The sequence below is a fragment of the Streptomyces sp. NBC_00224 genome (assembly GCF_041435195.1).
Classification (GTDB): Bacteria; Actinomycetota; Actinomycetes; order Streptomycetales; family Streptomycetaceae; genus Streptomyces.
In genome coordinates this window covers 1784106-1802474 of the sequence record NZ_CP108106.1, presented here as the reverse complement: position 1 = coordinate 1802474, position 18369 = coordinate 1784106, and the positions used below count along the sequence as shown (strand labels likewise).

General features: G+C 73.7%; 18 protein-coding genes. 5 read left to right on the top strand and 13 right to left on the bottom strand.

Annotated elements, in window-relative coordinates; translation table 11 throughout:
• Nucleotides 1-79: 79 nt before the first annotated feature.
• Nucleotides 80-1291, bottom strand: coding sequence for an MFS transporter (locus tag OG965_RS07995; RefSeq protein WP_371650608.1), 1212 nt, complete (start codon nt 1289-1291; stop codon nt 80-82).
• 151 nt (nt 1292-1442) lie between these two features.
• Here OG965_RS07995 and OG965_RS07990 point away from each other — a divergent pair, with 151 nt between their 5' ends.
• On the top strand, nt 1443-2657 hold the full coding sequence (locus OG965_RS07990; protein ID WP_371650606.1) for an ROK family protein: 1215 nt from the start codon (nt 1443-1445) through the stop codon (nt 2655-2657).
• A 32-nt stretch (nt 2658-2689) separates the two neighbouring features.
• Here the strand turns inward: OG965_RS07990 and OG965_RS07985 are convergent, their stop codons facing one another.
• From OG965_RS07985 to OG965_RS07970, 4 genes are read right to left on the bottom strand one after another with little or no spacing between them, the layout of a single operon-like run.
• Entirely contained in the window at nt 2690-3592 is a 903-nt protein-coding gene (locus tag OG965_RS07985; protein WP_371656882.1) for a phosphotriesterase, read from the bottom strand.
• A complete protein-coding gene (locus tag OG965_RS07980; RefSeq protein ID WP_371650604.1) occupies nt 3586-4155 on the bottom strand; it encodes a DUF4865 family protein in 570 nt (189 codons plus the stop codon). The genes OG965_RS07985 and OG965_RS07980 overlap by 7 nt, the downstream gene beginning before the upstream one ends.
• Before the next feature lie 10 nt (nt 4156-4165).
• On the bottom strand, nt 4166-4570 hold the full coding sequence (locus OG965_RS07975; protein ID WP_371650601.1) for a cupin domain-containing protein: 405 nt from the start codon (nt 4568-4570) through the stop codon (nt 4166-4168).
• Between the two features lie 29 nt (nt 4571-4599).
• Nucleotides 4600-5163, bottom strand: a complete 564-nt coding sequence (locus tag OG965_RS07970; RefSeq protein WP_371650599.1) for a TetR/AcrR family transcriptional regulator — start codon at nt 5161-5163, stop codon at nt 4600-4602.
• 171 nt (nt 5164-5334) lie between these two features.
• Here OG965_RS07970 and OG965_RS07965 point away from each other — a divergent pair, with 171 nt between their 5' ends.
• Nucleotides 5335-5640: an SHOCT domain-containing protein gene (locus OG965_RS07965; RefSeq protein WP_371650597.1), complete on the top strand. Its 306-nt coding sequence runs from the start codon at nt 5335-5337 to the stop codon at nt 5638-5640.
• A 42-nt stretch (nt 5641-5682) separates the two neighbouring features.
• Here OG965_RS07965 and OG965_RS07960 read toward each other — a convergent pair whose 3' ends face one another.
• The gene (locus OG965_RS07960) at nt 5683-6234 is read right to left on the bottom strand and encodes an ATP-binding protein (RefSeq protein ID WP_371650595.1); all 552 of its coding nucleotides are present in this window, start codon (nt 6232-6234) and stop codon (nt 5683-5685) included.
• A 144-nt stretch (nt 6235-6378) separates the two neighbouring features.
• A complete protein-coding gene (locus tag OG965_RS07955; protein ID WP_371650593.1) occupies nt 6379-6705 on the bottom strand; it encodes a hypothetical protein in 327 nt (108 codons plus the stop codon).
• A 285-nt stretch (nt 6706-6990) separates the two neighbouring features.
• Here OG965_RS07955 and OG965_RS07950 point away from each other — a divergent pair, with 285 nt between their 5' ends.
• Entirely contained in the window at nt 6991-8088 is a 1098-nt protein-coding gene (locus OG965_RS07950) for a PLP-dependent cysteine synthase family protein (protein ID WP_371650591.1), read from the top strand.
• A gap of 96 nt (nt 8089-8184) precedes the next feature.
• Here the strand turns inward: OG965_RS07950 and OG965_RS07945 are convergent, their stop codons facing one another.
• On the bottom strand, nt 8185-8679 hold the full coding sequence (locus tag OG965_RS07945) for an SRPBCC family protein (protein ID WP_371650589.1): 495 nt from the start codon (nt 8677-8679) through the stop codon (nt 8185-8187).
• A gap of 78 nt (nt 8680-8757) precedes the next feature.
• Nucleotides 8758-9618, bottom strand: a complete 861-nt coding sequence (locus OG965_RS07940) for a DeoR/GlpR family DNA-binding transcription regulator (protein WP_371650587.1) — start codon at nt 9616-9618, stop codon at nt 8758-8760.
• Between the two features lie 250 nt (nt 9619-9868).
• Here OG965_RS07940 and OG965_RS07935 point away from each other — a divergent pair, with 250 nt between their 5' ends.
• Nucleotides 9869-12145: a hypothetical protein gene (locus OG965_RS07935; protein ID WP_371650585.1), complete on the top strand. Its 2277-nt coding sequence runs from the start codon at nt 9869-9871 to the stop codon at nt 12143-12145.
• 23 nt (nt 12146-12168) lie between these two features.
• Here the strand turns inward: OG965_RS07935 and OG965_RS07930 are convergent, their stop codons facing one another.
• From OG965_RS07930 to OG965_RS07915, 4 genes are all read right to left on the bottom strand, one after another.
• Nucleotides 12169-14568, bottom strand: coding sequence for a right-handed parallel beta-helix repeat-containing protein (locus OG965_RS07930; protein ID WP_371650583.1), 2400 nt, complete (start codon nt 14566-14568; stop codon nt 12169-12171).
• A gap of 91 nt (nt 14569-14659) precedes the next feature.
• Nucleotides 14660-15265 carry a hypothetical protein gene (locus OG965_RS07925; RefSeq protein WP_371650581.1) on the bottom strand — a complete coding sequence of 202 codons (606 nt, stop codon included), beginning with the start codon at nt 15263-15265 and terminating at the stop codon, nt 14660-14662.
• Between the two features lie 142 nt (nt 15266-15407).
• Nucleotides 15408-16241 carry an MOSC domain-containing protein gene (locus tag OG965_RS07920; RefSeq protein ID WP_371650579.1) on the bottom strand — a complete coding sequence of 278 codons (834 nt, stop codon included), beginning with the start codon at nt 16239-16241 and terminating at the stop codon, nt 15408-15410.
• Nucleotides 16242-16299: 58 nt separating this feature from the next.
• Nucleotides 16300-16749: a DUF6643 family protein gene (locus tag OG965_RS07915; RefSeq protein WP_371650577.1), complete on the bottom strand. Its 450-nt coding sequence runs from the start codon at nt 16747-16749 to the stop codon at nt 16300-16302.
• Nucleotides 16750-16999: 250 nt separating this feature from the next.
• Between OG965_RS07915 and OG965_RS07910 the strand changes: the two genes are divergently transcribed.
• Nucleotides 17000-18367 (top strand): TerD family protein, encoded by a 1368-nt coding sequence (locus OG965_RS07910; RefSeq protein ID WP_371656881.1) that lies wholly within the window; start codon nt 17000-17002, stop codon nt 18365-18367.
• The last annotated feature ends 2 nt before the right edge of the window (nt 18368-18369 follow it).

Below are 18369 nucleotides of genomic sequence, written 5' to 3'. Positions count from 1 at the left end.
TGGCGGGGCCGGTCAGCAGGTAGTCCGCGGGCGCGTCGGCCCGTCATCGCATGGCGCCGGCGCCGGTGTGGCCGGGCCGTCACGCCCCCGCCGTCGCATGCCGCGAGGCGTACGAGATCACGGCCGCCGCCGCCGACAGTGCGGCCACCGTCGTCAGGGCGACCGGCAGGGAGGACCACTGGGTCACGAAGCCGATCGCGGGCGGGCCGAGCAGCATGCCGCCGTAGCCGAGGGTCGAGGCGGCGGCGACCCCGCCGGGTCCGGCCAGCGCGCCCGCGCGGGCCACCGCGACCGGGAAGATGTTGGCGAGGCCCAGGCCCATCACCGCGAAACCGGTGAGCGCGAGCCACACCGTCGGCGCGAGCGCGCCGAGCAGCATCCCGGCCGTGGCCGTCATGCCGCCCGCGACCAGCGCGCGGGTCTGGCCCAGGCGTTCGAGCAGGAAGGTGCCGCTGAGTCGGCCGGCCGTCATGGCCAGGGCGAACAGCGAGTAGCCGATGGCGGCGATGCCGGGCGCCGCGTCGAGGTCCTGCTCCAGGTGGAGCGCGCCCCAGTCGGCCATGGCCCCTTCCCCGTACGCCGTGCACAGGGCGATCACGCCGAACAGGAGCACCAGGCGCCGGGCCCGTCCGTCGAGGCGCCGCCCCTGGGCGTGCGGGGTCGCGGTGTGCGTCGGGGCGGGGTGGCGCAGCAGGGCCGGTCCCGCGAGGGCGGTCACCAGCAGGCCGAACCCGGTCAGCGCGAGCAGGTGCGCGGTGGGGGAGAGGCCGCCCGCGACCAGCGCGCCGACGCCCGCGCCGAGCATCCCGCCGAGGCTGAACGCGGCGTGGAAGCTGGGCATCACCGGGCGCCGCAGGGCGGCGACCAGATCGACGGCCGCGCTGTTCATGGCCACGTTGATCCCGCCGTACGCGGCGCCGAAGAGCAGCAGGACCGCTCCCAGGGCGAGCGCCGAATGGGTCTGCGGGGGCAGGGCGATGGCCAGCGCCATCAGCGCGGCGCAGGCCACGGTCACGGGGTGGCTGCCGAAGCGCCGGCAGAGCCGGCCGGTGAGCACCATGGTCACCACGGCGCCCGCCGAGACGCCTAGCAGGGCGAGGCCGAGGTCACCGGCCGAGGCACCGGTCTGCTGCTTGATGGCCGGGATGCGGACCACCCAGCCGGCGAAGAGGAATCCGTCGAGGGCGAAGAACACGGTCAGGGCGGTGCGGAGGCGGAGCAAGGAGGGCGCGGCGGTGTGCGCGCCGGATCCTGCCGGAAGGGCCGTCCGTACTTTGTTTAGTAGCGGCACAAACTCAGAATAGGGGTCGACGGCCCCTGCGGACAACCCGTTGATCCCCCAGCCGCCGGCCCGCGCGACGACCGGGCGGGTGAGCGGCGAGTGAACGGGGGCCGCCGACGGAGGGAATGCCTCCGTCCTGGATCATGGGAGACTCGCCCCCATGAACGGCAAGGCGACGCACACCAAGACGAGGCTGGACAGGGGCCGTGGGGCACTCGGCCCCGCGCTCGAACTGGTCCACACCGGCCGCGCGCCCACCCGCGCCGTCCTCACCGCCGAGCTGGGCGTCACCCGGGCCACGGCCGGAGCGGTCGCCGCCGAACTCGAAGCGCTCGGCCTCATCCAGGTCGACTCCCGCCCCGGCGCCGCCGCCGGTTCCCAGGGCCGCCCCTCGCACCGCCTCGCGGTCAACGACTCGGGCCCCGTCGCCCTCGCCGCCCAGGTGCACGCCGATGGATTCCGCGCCGCACTGGTGGGCCTGGGCGGCCGGACGGTCGCCACCGCACCCGGCTGCGTCACCGTCTCCGCCGACCCGGCGCAGGTGCTGGGCGAGGTCGTCGAGGCGGGCGCCGAACTCCTGCGCGGCAGCGGGCTGCGCTGCGTCGGCGCGGGCCTGGCCGTGCCGTCGGCCGTCGCCGAGCCGGACGGCACCGCGCTGAACCCGCTGCACCTGGCCTGGCCCGCGGGCGCCCCGGTGCGCGAGATCTTCGCCGAGCGGGTACGGGCCGCGGGCATCGAGGGTCCCGCCTTCACCGGCAACGACGTCAACCTCGCCGCCCTCGCCGAGCACCGCCACGGCGCCGGGCGCGGTGCGCAGCACCTGCTCTGCGTGGCCACCGGGCACCGGGGCGTCGGCGGCGCCCTCGTCCTCGACGGCCGTCTGCACACCGGGAGTTCGGGCCTCGCCCTGGAGGTCGGCCACCTCACCGTCAGCCCCGAGGGCCGCCCCTGCTACTGCGGCGGCCGGGGCTGCCTGGACGTGGAGACCGACCCGCTCGCCTTCCTGGTGGCGGCGGGCCGCGACCCGGGCCCCGAGGTCTCGCTCCTGGAGCAGTCCCGCGAGCTGCTGCGCACGGAGTACGAGGACGTGGCCGTACGGGGGGCCGCGCAGGAGCTCATCGACCGCCTGGGCCTGGGGTTGGCCGGGCTCGTCAACATCCTCAACCCCGACCGGATCATCCTCGGCGGACTGCACAAGGCCCTGCTGGAGGCGGACCCGGACCGGCTGCGGGCGGTCGTCGCCGACCGCAGCCTGTGGGGGCGCAGCGGCGGCGTGCCCATCCTCGCGTGCTCGCTCGACCACAACAGCCTGGTCGGCGCGGCCGAGCTGGCGTGGCAGCCGGTGCTCGACGACCCGTTGGCGGCGCTGGGCTGACGGGCCGTCAGTCCAACGCCGACCGCCGGGCCCTAACGGCGCAGCGCGAACGCCCCCGGCGGATTCCCCACCAGGATCCGCTCCACCAGCTCTTCGCCCAGGGCGAGTTCGAGTCCGGGCCGCACCCGGCGCAGCAGGTACGGCATGCCCGGTGTGTCCGGGGTCACCGTGTCCCCGCCCAGCAGCAGTCGGTCCGCGAACCCGGCGTCGGCGAGCGCCTTGAGAGCCTCCGGCATCCGCCAGTCGGTGGCGTGGTTGGCCCGGGACGGCCCGTCGAAGCCCAGATAGGCGCCCGCGGCGGCGGCCTGCCGGTGGACGGCGGAGTCGGGGGAGCGGTTGAGGTGGCCGAGGATCACCCGGTCCGGCGCGACCCCCAGCTCCCCGCAGAGCAGGTCGAGCACGTCGAGGGCTCCGGTCCCGAGCTCCAGGTGCACCGCGACGGCCGCGCCCGTGCGGTGATGGGCCTCGGCGGCCGCGCGCATCGTCAGCCGGGCGTGCGCGTCGAGCCCGTGGAAGCCCCCGGCGACCTTGATCAGCCCGGCCCGCACTCCACCGCCGCCCGCCACGCCCTCGGTGATCTCGCGCACGAACAACTCGGCGAGCGAGTCGCGTACGGAGTCGAGCAGTTCGGGCGGGTAATGGGTCGCCTGGTGCAGCCCGGTGGCGGCCACGACGTGGACGCCCGACTCCCGTGAGAGCGCGGCCAGTCGGTCGGCCCGGCGGCCCATTCCGTACGGGGTCCACTGCACCACCGTGCCGCCCCCGAGATCATGGAAGGCACCGAGCCGGGCGGCCGCTTGCCCGGCGTCGTCGAGCTCCTGGCCCGGCAACAGCGGGCTGCGGATGAAGAGATGGTCGTGCGCGTCCACCACGCCGAGCCGGTCGGCGGGCACATCGCCGGTCACGGTACGGACGACGGGCAGCCCGCTCACCAGTGCCGTCCCCGGGTCAGCTCGCCGCGCTCCGGCGCCGACACGTGCAGCACCTGGAAGCGGTCGCCGGGCGCCTGCGGGGCCTCCTGCTCCCAGAGCGTGAAGCGCAGCAGCTCCCAGCGGCGGGGGTCGACGGCCAGCGCGCTCGCCACCGTCCCCGGGGCGGCCGCCCGCCCCAGCTGCTCGGCCACGAAGTCGGCGGGCCGTACACCGTCCGGTATCGCGAGGCGCTCGCGCGTCGCGGAGACCGGTACGGCCCCGGCCGCCGTCCCCTCCTCGTACGAGAGGCCCATCCAGTGCTGGACCTCCGGACGGCCGAAGTCGTCCACGATGCCCTGGAAACCCGGGCCCCAGAGGAAGGAGTTCATGCCCTCGGGTGTGTTCCAGAGGTAGAAGGGCGCATAGGCGTTCACCGGCGAGCCCGCGCCGCGCTCGCGGATCAGATACGCCTTGAGGCCGAGGCCGGGGAAGCCGTCGAGGAGATGGCCGCGGGTGGCGACGCGGGTGCGGATGATGTCCATGTCGTAGTCGGCGGGCAGGGTGATCTCGTACTGCAGGGCGTGCACGGCGTACTCCTCAGGCAGTGGACGACGGGTAGGCGTCGGCGGCGACATGGCGGTCCCAGTCGACCGCGGTGCCGTCCTGTGCCGCCTCGACGACCGCGAGATGGGTCATGAACGTGTGCGGCCCGGCGCCGTGCCAGTGCCATTCGTCCGGTTCGATCCAGACGGTGTCACCCGCCCGGATCGGCTCGACGGGGCCGCCCCTGCGCTGCACCAGGCCCTCGCCCTCGGTCACGTGGAGGACCTGGCCGTGCGGGTGGCGGTGCCAGGCGGTGTGGGCGCCGGGGGTGAAGTGGACGCTGAACATCCGCAGCCGGGACGGGGACGGGGGAACGGCGATCTCGTCGAGCCAGACCGTGCCCGTGAAGTGCTCGGCCGGACCCCGCACACTGGCGGGACGCTGACGGGTGACGTGCATGGTGGGCGCTCCTGGGCGGGTGGTGGTGGTCAGGGGGTGCGGGGCGCGAGCAGGGCGAGCAGGCCGCGGACGCCCGCGTCGAAGGCGGCGGGCGAGCCGGACGCGCGGGCCAGGACGTAGCCGCCCTGGACGGTCGCGACCACCGTCGCCGCGATCTCCTCGGGCACCAGGGGAGCGCTGAACTCGCCCGCGTCCAGGCCTTCTTGGACGATCCGCGCGAGCTGTCCGCGCAGCCAGTCGATCGTCTCGGTGACGGGCGCGCGCAGTTCCTCGCTGGCGATGATGTCCGGGTCCATGGTCAGCCGGCCCACCGGGCAGCCGCGCAGGACGTCACGCTCGCGCAGCAGATAGCCGCGGATCCGTTCGTACGCCGTGCCCTCGCCCCCGAAGGAGGCCTCGGCGCTCGCGCGCAGCTCGTCGGCGGTGCGCCGGATGGCGGCGAGCGCCAGGTCAGGCTTGCCCGCGAAGTGGTGGTACATGCTGCCCTGGCCCGCGCCCGCCTGCTGCTGGATCGCCTTGGGGCTGGTGCCGACGTAGCCCCGCTCCCACAGCAGCTCGCGGGTGGCCTCGATCAGACGCTCGGGGGTGCTCATACCCCGTACTGTACATACTAGTAGGTACAGAAGCGAGAGCAGTCGTCCGCGCCCGATCTACTCCCCGGGAGGTACGGCAGGTGCCGCTGGCTGTACGACGACCCGGGCCACCCCTCGGCGGCAGTCTCGAAAGCACCACGAGACCCACCCCCGACCGAGGAGCTGAGCACGATGAACACACTGGCCTACGACGGACCCGGACCCTGGATCCTGTTCTTCCCGGTGATCTGGGCGGCCGTGATCTTCACGGTCGTGACCCTGCTGCGCCGCACGGTGTGGCGCGGACGGCGCGGCCCCTGGCGCCCGCCCTTCGCCGACCCCCGGTCCTACGACGGCCGCCCCCCGCTCGACGAGCGCTCGCCGCTCGCCGTGCTCGGCCGCCGCTTCGCCGCCGGTGAGATCGACGAGGACGAGTACTGGCGCCGGCTCTCCGTCCTGGACGAGGAGTTCGGCCGCCGCAAGGGCGGTACGGAATGACCACCGCACTGCGGAGCGGTCCCGCCCGGCCGCCCCGCCCGGTCAGCCCACCGCGGGCAGCCGGGCGGGAGTGCGCGGATGGCCCGCCAGGCCCTCGGCGAGCACCAGGGCGGGCCGTTTGCGCAGGCAGGGGCCGGTCGCCGGGGGAGCGGCCGTCTTCGTCCCGTACGCCGGGCGGGGCGGCAGCCCGACCGCGGGCGGCGGCGCGGGGAGCGTGAACCACACGGTCTTGCCCGAGGCGCCCTGCGGACGCACCCCCCAGCTCTCGCTGACCGCCGCGATCATCGCGAGTCCGCGGCCGTTGGTGGCGAAGGGGTCGGCGCTGCGCACCGTGGGCATGCGCGGGTCGTGGTCGTGGACGGACACCGTGAGCCGGTCGCGCAACAGCTCGATCTCCACGGTGCAGATCTTGTCCGGCTGGGCGTGCCGGTGGACATTGGTCAGCAACTCGGTGACGCCCAGCGCCGCCTCGTCGATAAGAGGATCGAGATGCCAGTAACGCAACTGCGCTGAAACGATTCTGCGGACTTGCCCGATCCGCGACGGCAGGGCTTGGAGCTCCACCGTGCAATGCCTGCTGGACTGGCTGATCACGGCTGCGACTCCCCGATTGAGGTCCGGAAGAAGCTTTCTGGTCCGGCGGGCTGGATCGCAGCGTGACCGCCGGTAAACCCTCAGTGATGTGAGACCAGGGTGGCGCAGGGGTCGGCGCTCCGCAACTCGCGCCCCATCAGCCCCTCAGTCGCGCGGTTCACCCACCGGGCGCACCGCCTGCAGGAAGCGCTGGGCGAGCTCCGCTCCGCGCGGCCTGCCGCTCTGCTGGCCCATGGTCAGCCGGTACCGGTGGCCGTTGAGCCTGGCCACGGTCCGGTCGGCCTTGGCTGTCCACGGCAGCAGCGGCTTGCCCGCGCTCACCGCACGCAGCGGCGCGCTGTCGATCTCCCGCCCGCTGCTGGTGAGCAGGGCGAGCCGACCGTCCTTGATCAGGACTTGTCCCGCCCTGGTCAGCGAACGCGTCCAGCGTTCGATCCGCACACCCCTGGCGCTGAACTCGGGCTCGGTCATGGCCGCTGTGCCCCCTTCGTACCGTTCCTGCTGGGCAGTCTGCACAACGATGGCCGTAGACACCAGGGCGCGCGGAGGATCGGCCGTCACCCGCCGCCGTACGCCGCTTCACCGGCGTCCCACAAGCCACCCCTATGGATCCTCAAAGGGAAGGTTTGTGCAGGTGAGGGCGGTATTGTCAAGTGACGGAGCCGTGCGTTTCCAGCCGACTTCGGCGACACGCTTCACGACATTTCCAGCCCGGGCGCCCTCGTCCCCGGGGCACCCGAGACATGGAGGAGTGGCATGGAGACCATCGACGTGGACCGCAGTGACGCGGCCTACCGGGCGTGGCTCAAGGACGCCGTGCGCAAGGTCCAGGCCGACGCCAACCGCTCCGCCGACACGCATCTGCTGCGCTTCCCGCTGCCCGAGCGGTGGGGCATCGACCTGTACCTCAAGGACGAGTCCACCCACCCCACCGGCAGCCTCAAGCACCGGCTCGCCCGCTCGCTCTTCCTGTACGGGCTGTGCAACGGCTGGATCCGTCCCGGCAAGCCGGTCATCGAGGCGTCCAGCGGCTCGACCGCCGTCTCCGAGGCGTACTTCGCCAAGCTCATCGGCGTGCCGTTCATCGCCGTCATGCCGCGCACCACCAGCCCCGAGAAGTGCCGCCTGATCGAATTCCACGGCGGCCAGTGCCACTTCGTGGACGACTCGATGAAGATGTACGAGGAGTCCGCCGCGCTCGCCGACGAGACCGGCGGCCACTACATGGACCAGTTCACGTACGCGGAGCGGGCCACCGACTGGCGCGGCAACAACAACATCGCAGAATCGATTTACCAGCAGCTGAAGCTGGAGCGCTACCCGGAGCCCGCCTGGATCGTCGCCACCGCCGGGACCGGCGGCACCTCGGCGACCATCGCCCGCTATGTGCACTACATGCAGTACGACACGCGCATCTGCGTCCCCGACCCGGAGAACTCCTGTTTCTTCGACGGCTGGACCCGTGGCGACGCGCTCGCCACCAGCGACTGCGGCTCGCGCATCGAGGGCATCGGGCGGCCCCGGATGGAGCCGAGCTTCCTGCCCGGCGCCATCGACCGGATGATGAAGGTCCCGGACGCGGCGAGCGTCGCGGCCGTGCGCGCCCTCGAAGCGGCCATCGGCCGCAAGGCGGGCGGCTCCACCGGCACCGGCCTGTGGTCCGCCCTGAAGATCATCTCCGAGATGGTGGCCGCCGGGCGCACCGGCAGCGTCGTCACCCTGCTCTGCGACCCGGGCGACCGCTACCTCGACAAGTACTACTCCGACGACTGGCTGGCCGAACAGGGCCTGGACATCGCGCCGTACACGGCGGCGATCGACGCGTTCCTGGCCAACGGAGTGTGGCCGGACTAGGACGGTCGGCCGGGAGGCCTACGGCTGGAAGCGGCCAGTCGGGCCGGATGGCACGGGTGCGGCGAGGCCTGACGGGTCGGATGGACCGGACAGGCCCTAGGACGCCGCTGCCGTCGGCCCGCCGTCGGGCGCGGTCAGTCGGCGGTCGAGCGCCGTCACCGCGTCGCGGAACGCCCGGCCCAGGCCCGGCCGGCCCAGCCGCAGCGCGAACCGGAAGGGCGCGCCGCCCGCGGCCGCGAAGGTCCACTGCACCCGGGTGCCCTCGGCGGTCGGGGTGAGCCGCCACTCCTCCAACAGGGCGTGCGGGCCGGGGGCGTTGGTGACGTCGACCCGGTAGGCGTAGCGCGCGGAGGGCTCGGCGGCCATCACCGTCTCCTCGAACCGGGTGCCGCCCCTCAGCCGGATCTCCCGGCCGCCGTCGGTGGCCCGCGAGTGCGTCACGGCCGCGAACCACTCGGGCCAGGTGTCGGTCTCGACGGCAAGCGCGCGGTAGAGGGCGTCCGCCGGGGCGGCCGCGTCGGCGGCGAAGACCAGGCGCAGCGGAGCGGTCTCGACGAAGTCGAGCTCCACGGGACGGAGTCGGCGAGCCATCGGGTCGCACCTCCAGCGATCGGTGTGGACGGGCACGAGCGGTCAACAGCGAGCCCGCACACCTTAACTGGCGGTCCGTCAGATGTCTTCGGCGGGGGCCGCGTCCACCTCGGCCGAGTCGTCCTCGCCCGCGACCAGCAGCCCCGGCAGATGCTCGGCCATCTCCTCGCGCGCGGCGTCGGAGAGCCCCGAGTCCGTCACCAGCGTGTGCACCTCGTCCAGCGAGGCGAACGAACTCAGCCCCACCGTCCCCCACTTGGTGTGGTCCGCGACCACCACGACCCGCCGCGCGGACTGCACGAACCGGCGGTTGGTCTCCGCCTCCGCCAGGTTCGGCGTGGAGAGACCCGCCTCCACCGAGATGCCGTGCACCCCGAGGAAGAGCACGTCGAAGTGGAGCGAGCGGATCGCCTGGTCCGCCACCGGCCCCACCAGCGAGTCCGACGGGGTGCGCACCCCGCCGGTGAGCACCACGGTCGCCGCCCCCGGCCGGTTCCCGCCGTTGCCCGCGGCCCGCTGTGCCGCGTGGAAGACGTCCGCGACCCGCACCGAGTTGGTCACCACCGTCAGATCCGGCACGTCGAGGAGCCGGTGCGCCAGGGCGTACGTCGTCGTACCGCCCGAGAGCGCGATGGCGCTGCCCGGCACGGCCATCGCGGCCGCCGCGCGCGCGATGTCCTCCTTGGCGCTCAGCTCCAGGCCCGACTTGGCCTCGAAGCCGGGCTCGTGCGTGGAGGCCTCGACCACCGGCACCGCGCCGCCGTGCACCTTCTCGATCACGCCCTGCCGGGCCAGCGCGTCCAGGTCCCGGCGCACCGTCATGTCCGAGACATTGAGCTTCCGGGTGAGCTCGTTGACCCGGACACCGCCACGCCGTCTGACCTCGTCGAGGATCAGGGCGCGACGCTGCTCCGCGAGCAGGTTCTGGTTGTCGGTCACTGCCGGGTCGGTCCTTCCGCGTCGCCGTACATGTCGTCGCCGTACATCCGAATCCTGTCACGGGGAGATTCCGTGAGGACACCGCACTCCGGCCGCCGATCCGAGATCCTGAAGAACCCGCACGCCGAGGCCTTCGCGCCGAGGTCCCCCGGCCCCCGAACGACGCCCGACCCGCACGATCCGCGATCCGCACGACAGCCCCCGCCGTGTCCCGCCGCCGATCCTCCCACCATGAGAGCGAGTCACAGAAGTGTCCCGTGCCACACCGGCCGCCGACGACGGCGGGCCCGCGCTCGAACTGCTCGTCCACGGCGTCGGTGGTGCCACCCCGCAGTCCATGCTCGACGACCCGCGTACGGTCCGGGTCACCGGGGACGAGACCGCCGCCGTCCACCGCCGCACCGAGGACGCCGACGCCGAGGACCACCCCGAGCGCTACCGCGACCGGCCCGTGCCCGAGGCGTACTGCTGGGCCAATCTCACCTCCGGCAACGGCGCCCGCGCCCTGTGGCTGCTGCTCCTGCCGTTCATGGTGGTCAACCTCGCGCACTGGATGCGCCCGCCCGCCCGGGACTCCGCACGCGCGGTGCGGCTCTACGGGGTGCTCGTGCGGCTCGTCGCGCTCAGCCTGACCGTGCTGCTCACCGCCGCCGCCTGCGAGGTCGCGCTCGATCTGGCCGCCTGGCAGTGCGCGGGCGCGGCGGGCTGCGCCGCCGGGAAGTCCTGGCTCGGCTTCCTTTCGCCCGAGAGGGGCGGCTGGTGGAGCCCGCCCGGCCGCCGTCTGGCGCTGGCCGCGCTGGTGCCCGCAGCCCTGACCGGGCTGCTCTGGTACCTGTCCAACCGCACCTGGAGCGCGTACGAGTCCCAGCAGCCGCTCGGCGCCGCCGGGGACGACGACGAGCCGCACGCGCCCGCTCTGAGCCGCCCCGGCTTCTGGTACGGGCGGCGCCTGGTCGCCCGGCTGCGCGCCGCGCACACCGCCGCCGGGTTCCTCACCGTCGCCGCGGCGGTCACCGGGGCCGCCGCCCGCCACGACCGGTCCGCCGCGAGCACCCCGCTCGACGTCGTCGGCTGGCTCCTGACGGCGACTCTCCTCGCGGGGGCGGCCGTTGTGGTGGGCGTGGTGTGCGGCCGGGGCCGCAGCGAGTCGCGCCTCGACGAGCACCTGGACCGGGCCGTCATCACGTTCCTGCCCGCCGCCGCCCTCGGTGTGCTCGTCCTGTCGATGGTGTACGCGTCGTGGGAGCGGCCCGGCTGGGCCTCGCACTCCACGCTCCCCGGCGACCGCACCTTCGGGATCATCGCCCTCGCCCAGGGCGTCCTGGTCGTCCTGCTCGCCGGGGTCGCGCTCCTGCTGCGGCGCCGCGCGCACGACTCCCGTACCGCGCTGTCCGGCCTCGGCGGCCCCGCCGTCGCGCTCCTGGCGTGCGCGCTCGGCGGAGTGATGACCGGCGGGGTCGCCCAGCGCGTGGCCGACTGGCTGGACGGCTCCGGCACGCCCGGCGAGGCCCCCGACGTCTTCCACGGCCCGCCGCCGCTGCTCAGCTGGCAGGCCTCGGTGATCCCGGCCCTGCTCGCGCTCCTCGTACCGGCCGTCGCCTACTTCGCGTTGCGCACCTGGCGCACCGCGCGCGCCGAGGAGCCGGGGCTGCTCGCGGACTACCCGGGCGAGCCCCCGGACGCCGCCCGCTCCCGGCGGATCGCCACCGCCCGCGCGATGGCCCAGCTCACCGACCGCGCGCCCGCCTTCCTCGGCATCGTCGGCGCCGCCACGCTGCTGCTCGGCGCGGGCGCGCTGGCGGGCTCGTGGACCACCGGGCAGGTGCCCGGGCGGGCGGCGGCCGACGCGCCGGGCGCGGTCGCCTCGGCCGCCGACACCGCCCAGGCGCTCGGCTCCTGGTTCACCGGCCTCGGCTTCCTGCTCTTCGTCACCTGGGGGCGGCGCGCCTACAAGGACGCCTCGGCCCGGCGCACCATCGGCATCCTGTGGGACGTGGGCACCTTCTGGCCGCGCGCGGCCCATCCGTTCGCCCCGCCCTGCTACGCCGAGCGGGCCGTGCCGGACCTCACCTGGCGGATGAACACCTGGACCGGGCGCACCGGCGGCCGCCTCGTCATCTCCGGCCACTCCCAGGGCAGCGTCCTGGCGGCCGCCGCCGTGTGGCAGCTGCCCGCCCACACCCGCCGCAGCGTCGCGCTGCTCACCTATGGCTCGCCCCTGGAGCGGCTGTACGGGCGCTGGTTCCCCGCGTACTTCGGGCGCCCGGAACTGACCGCCCTCCACCGGGAGCTGCGCTGCTGGCGCAACCTGTGGCGGGCCACCGACCCGATAGGCGGCCCGGTGCTGCCCGGCACGAACGTGGACCGGGGCCCGCTGCTCGACCCGCTCGCCTTCGGACGTACACAGCGGCAACCGCTGCCCGCGCCGATCCTGGCCCACTCGGAGTACCAGGCCGACCCGGTCTTCGCCGAGGAGCGCACCGCACTCCTCGACGAACTGGCACCGGCGCTCCCGCATCCGCGCTGACACACCGCCAACAAGCCCTGCTGTCAGGGCAGTTCGGGCAGATCGTCCGCGTAGAGGAGGCTCAGGTCGTCCGGGCTGGCGTCGGCGAACTGGGCGACCCGGCCCGCGTGCCGCTCCACCATCGACTCGAACGTCTGACGCGCGGTGCGGCCGTTGCCGAACGCCGGGCCCTTGGGCAGCACCGTGAAGTACTTCACGAGCGCCTCGGCCGTCCCGCTGCCCAGCCGGTACTCGTGCTCCTCGGCCTGCTGCTCCACGATCCGCAGCAGCTCGTCCGGGTCGTAGTCGCTGAAGGTGATGGTCCGTGAGAAACGGGACGCCACCCCGGGGTTGACGCTGAGGAAGCGTTCCATCTCCGCCGTGTACCCCGCGACGATCACCACCACCGCCTCGCGGTGGTCCTCCATCAGCTTCACCAGGGTGTCGATCGCCTCCCGGCCGAAGTCCCGTCCGGAGTCCTCGGGCGACAGCGCGTACGCCTCGTCGATGAACAGCACTCCGCCGCGCGCCCGGTCGAACGCCTCCTGGGTGCGGATCGCGGTCGACCCGATGTGCTCGCCCACCAGATCGACCCGGGACACCTCGACGAGGTGCCCGCGCTCCAGCACCCCGAGCGACGCCAGGATCTCCCCGTAGAGCCGGGCGACCGTGGTCTTGCCGGTGCCGGGGGAGCCGGTGAAGACCAGATGGCGGCGGGCCGAGGCGGCCTTGAGCCCGGCCCGCTGCCGCTTGCGGCCCACCTCGATCATGTCGGTGAGCGCCCGCACCTCGCGCTTGACACTCTCCAGGCCCACCAGCGTGTCGAGTTCACCCAGGACGTCCTGCGAGGAACGGGCGGGTTCCTCTACGGACACCGCCGCAGCCTCGGTGGGGCGCTGCCCAGGGACCGTGGAGAGCAGGCCCATCGTCTGGGTGGCGGTCTGGACGGCGGGCGGCTCCGCCGCGCCGGGGCGCACACCGCTCTCGTCGCTGGTGCAGTCCTCGGAGACCGGCCCGTCCTCGCCGAACTCGTACCCACCGCGCGCGCAGCGCTCCGTACGGCAGCGGGTCAGCGTCGTACGGCAGCCGTCCACGACATGGAAGCCGTAGCCCCCGCTGCCGGTCACCCGGCAGCCGTGGAAGGTGCCCCGGCCCTCGGCCGAGACGTAGAACCCGGCCTCGGCGGGCGCGGTGACCGTGCAGCGCTCGATGCGGGGGTCGGCGCCCTTGGTGACGATCACGCCGGTCTGCGCCGCGTCGATGGTGCAGTTGGCGAGCGTGCCGCCGCTGCCGTGGTCGCGGAACCAGGCGCCCGTGGACACCTCCCTGATGCGGCAGTCGTCGAGCTGCGCGGTGGCGCCGTCGCTGACCGACACCGCGGTGTTGCGCACCTGCGAGATGTCGCTGTCGACGACGTCGGCGCGCGAGCCCCGGTCCAGGACGAACAGCGCGTCCGGCACGTCGTGGACGCGGCACGCCTCCAGCACCACCGTGGCGCCGTCGCTGACCCACACCGCCGGATAGTCGCCCGTACTGTCGTGGATCTCGCACTGGTTGGCGTCCACCCGGGTGCCCGGGTCCCACACCGAGAGGCCGTTGCGGCCGAAGCTGCGCACCGCCGAGCGGGTGAGGGTGAGGACCGAGCGGGAGCGCAGGTCCACCGCGTTCTCGGGGATGTCGTGGATGTCGCAGTCGGCGAGCGTGAGCACGGCGTCCGTGTCGAGCGTGACCCCGTCCGCCGAGGTGCGGTGCACCGTGCAGTCGGTGAGGTGGGCCACGGCGCGCGCGGCGATCTGCACCCCGGCGCCCTTGATCTCGTACACCTCGCAGCCCAGCGCCTCCAGGCCGGTGCCCTCGCCGGTCACCGACAGACCCGCGCCCGAGGCGTGGTGCACCCGGCAGCGCTCCAGACGGGGGTGGGCGCCCGCGCGCACCGAGACGCCGGACTGGCCGGCCGCGACGACCTCGCACTCCTCGAACAGGCCGCCCGCGCCGTCCAGTACACCGATGCCGACACCGCCCGGATTGTCCACGGTGCAGCGGCGGACCGTGGGGCGGGCCGCGCCGCGCACCTCGATGCCGACCGCCGAGCGGGTCACCACCCGCAGGTCGCACAGCTCGGGAGCGCCGTCCTCGATCAGCAGCGCGGGCGCCGCCGCGTCCTGTCCTTCGAGCTGGAGGTCCTGGACGGTGGCGGAGGCGCGCACGGTCAGCGGTACGCCGTCGGCCGGGGCGATCCGCACCGATCCCGCCGACCCCTCCGGGCCGCGCAGGGTCACGGCCCGCCGCAGGACCAGGTTCTCGCGGTAGGTGCCGGGCGCGACCGTGAGGACGTCGCCGTCCGCGGCGGCCTCCAGGGCAGCGGCGAGCGAGGCGTATTCGCCGGTGCGGCGCCGCCACCTCGAAGTGCCGGTGTGGGTTACCTGGACCGTGCCCTGAGCCATGGCGCTGCTGTGCCCCCACCTCGTGCGTGCGAACGCTGTACGTGCGACTGATGGTCCACCGTAGCGCGCGCGAGGCCGGTGAGTTGACCGGTCAGCTGCCTGCTCCCGCACGGCCCCAGTCCGGACCGTATCCGGCCCAGGCGCGGTCGAGACGGGCATACCGCCGTCGCACCAGCCGCCATACGACGAGCCGTCGTATGCCCTCGACGAGGCCGGCCGCCGCCACGGCCGCGCCGAGACCGGCGAACACCGCGTGCGCGTGCGCGGTGGCGGAGTCCAGGGGGCGGCTCGTGCGCATGCCCCGGTCGTCCGTCCACATGCGGAAGGTGGAGCCCGCCGGAGCCGACCGCCTGGGGGCGGCGACCGTGCCGGTGTGAAGACTGCCGTCGTACGCCGTCCAGTTGGCCACCACCCGGATCCGGCCCTCGCGGCCGCCCACTCCCTGGGCGTCGGCGAGCGCACTGTGCTCGTGCGCCTGGTGGACCACCACGGCCGTCGTCGCGTGCCGCTCGCGCTGCTCCCTGGTCACCGTGCGCTGGAGCGCCCGGTCCGTGACCGCCCCGCACAGGCTCCCGAGCACCGGCGAGGCCAGCGCCATCAGCACCAGGGCGGCGAGCGCCACCCATGCCTCGACGAGATCCGTACGGCGGCGTAAGGGGTTCTGCCGCCAACGCCACACCCCCACTGCGGATCGCACTGAATCGCACCCCCTTCCGCTTGCGTCCTGGCCCCGTACGGTGCGCCCTACGCGCGAGCGGGCCCAAGAGAGAGCAACGTCACCCGAGCCCCCTCCCGCACAACGCGTCCGCTGTCCTCACGAGTTCCCGCGGACGGGCGGCTTACGCGAGAACGCGCACGGGATCACCGGTGCGGATGACACCGGTGCGCTCCGGGACGACGTTCTGCCCGAACACCAGCTTCGTGCCGAAGCGGCGGTGGCGGCCCAGGGTGCGCAGCGGCTCGCGGCCGCGCTCGGAGGTCGCCTGGTTCGTGGTGGTGATGACACAGCGCCCGCAGGGCTTGGCGACCCGGAAGACGACCTCGCCGATCGCGATCCGCGACCAGTGGTCCTCGGCCCACGCCTCGGTGCCGTCGACGACCACATTGGGGCGGAACCGGTTCATCGGGAGGGGGCCCTCGTGCGGATGACCGCCCTGCGCGATCAGCGAGTTCAGCGCCTCCAGCGAGGCCGTGGTGGCGACCAGGAGCGGGAAGCCGTCGGCGAAGCTCACCGTCTCGCCCGGCAGCGCGAAGTCCGGGTCGATCGGCCGCCGGGTCGCGGGATCGTCGAGGTGGACCAGCCGGACCTCCACCCCGAGGTGCTCGCTGAACCACGCGTGCGCGGTCTCGTCGGCCGCTATCGCCTCGACCTTCTTGCCGAAGAGCGTCACCGCGCTCGCGCCGATCGGCTCGGGCACGGCGACGGTCAGATCCTCCCGGCCGGGCGCGGACAGCCGGACGGAGCCGTCCGGCAGCGCACGGGCGGCGGCCAACGCGAGCCGCGCCTGCTCGCGTTGGGTCACGGCCTTCCCGGCGGCGTCGACGACCATCCAGCGACGGTCGCCGGCCGGACCCCACGGTTCGACCGGCACCTCGTCGAGTCGGTACCCCCCGACCGACTTGACGGGGTAGATGTTGATGTGGCGCACGACGGGCTGAAGTGGTCTCTCCATGAGCCAATCCTGCCAGCCGCCTCGGACATCCGGTCGAACGCGGAGGAGCGGGCCCCGCTCAGTACCCCGTGTTCGGGTACGGCTGGCTGTAGCCGTCGTACGGCGCCGGGGCGGGGCGCGGGGCGGCGGGGCGCATCGCCTCGTAGCCGGTCGGGCCCATCGGGCGCTGCTGCTGGGCCTGCGGGCCCGGGTAGCCGCGCGCGGCGCCGGTCTGCTGTGGGATGTAGGGCGCGGGCGCCTGCTGCAGCGGCATCGGCTGCGGCGCCTGCTGGTAGCCGTACGACGAGGCGTAGGCGGGCTGCTGCTGGGAGGGACCGGCGGGCAGGGCGGGGAGCGCGGCCGGGAGGGCCGGCAGATAGCTGCTGCCGGTGTCGTACAGGGCAGGCACGCGGATCGGGGCGATCTGGGGCGTGCCCCGTTCTGCGACGAGGGAGTCGTAGATGGGGGTGTCCGGGAAGGACGGCGCGGAGTAGTAACCGCCGCCATAGGTGGAGCGGGGGGAGGTCATGGCACATAAGTTAAGCCCACGATGTGGTCGTTGGGGAGCCCGATAAGAGGGTTGTTTTACGGGTTCGGAGTGACCGCACATCCCCAATGCGAGCGAACATGGGAAAATCGGTCGCCCAGGAGCGTACGGATCCTGTAAAGGCCGAGCTCGGGAGGGGTTACCGGCGGGTGCCGGAACGTCTGCCGGGGTTTAGGTTGACGGTGCGGAAAATCTTTCGGCACCCCGACTCGCGATGGGGGCGAGCATGTCCATGCTTAAAGGGTCCAATGTGCCGGTGCCGGCGCCGACCGTACGCGTCGAATTGGCCTGGCGTTCCGGTCCCGGGGTGCCGGATGCCGACGCCTCGGCCCTGCTGATCGCGTCGGGCACCGGGAAGGTCCGCTCCGACGCGGACTTCGTCTTCTACAACCAGCCGGCGCACGCCTCCGGCGCGGTGCGGCACGAGGGCAAGCAGAGCTCGGCCGGGGGCGTCACGGACACGCTCTTCGTCGACCTCGCGCGCGTGGAGCCCGACGTGGAGCGCGTGGTGCTCGCCGCCTCCACCGACGGCGGAACGTTTGGCCGCGTCCCGGGGCTGGCCATCCGGGTCCTCGACGCGGTGAGCGGCGCGGAGCTCGCCCGCTTCGACAGCGCGGACGCGACCGTGGAGACGGCGTTCATCCTGGGCGAGCTCTACCGGCGCCAGGGCGCGTGGAAGTTCCGCGCGGTGGGCCAGGGGTACGACTCCGGACTCGAAGGGCTGGCAACGGACTTCGGGATCACGGTCGACCGGCCTGGCACGGCGGCCCCGGCCGGGCCGTCGGCTCCCTCCCAGGCACCGGCTCCGGCACCGGTCCCGGCGGCCGCCCAGCCGAGATCCGCGCCGCCCGCTCAGGCTCCGTCCGCTCCGGCCCCGCCCGCTCCCGCACCGGCGGCGAGCGTCCCCGCCTTCCCGGCGGCCGCCCCGCCGCCTCCGGCCGCACCGCCCGCGCCCGCCCCCGTACGCCTGTCCAAGGTGACCCTGACCAAGGCGGCCCCCACGGTCTCGCTGGCCAAGCAGGGCGGCAGCTCGGGGGCGCTGCGGGTCAACCTCAACTGGCAGATGCGCAAGCAGTTCAGCGGCTGGGGCGCCAAGCTCGGGCGCGCCGTCGCCAACCACGCCGACCTCGATCTCGACCTGTGCGCCCTCTACGAGCTCGCGGACGGCCGCAAGGGGGTCGTCCAGTCACTGGGCAACGCCTTCGGCTCGCTCAGTCGCCCCCCGTACATCCACCTCGACGGCGACGACCGCACCGGCGCCCTCTCGTCCGGCGAGAACCTCACGGTCAACCTCGACCACAAGGACCAGCTCCGCCGCGTGCTGATCTTCGTGACGATCTACGAGGGAGCGCGCAGCTTCGCCGACCTGCACGCCACGGTCACCCTCCAGCCCCAGCACGGGGCGGCGATCGACTTCTCGCTCGACGAGTGCACCGTGCCCTCCACGGTCTGCGCCCTCGCGCTGCTCACCAACGACGGGGGCGACTTCGTCGTCCAGCGCGAGGCCCGCTATCTGGTGCCCGGGCGCGGCGTCAGCCCGCAGCGCACCATCGACCAGGCGTACGGGTGGGGCATGAACTGGACGCCCGGGCGCAAGTGACG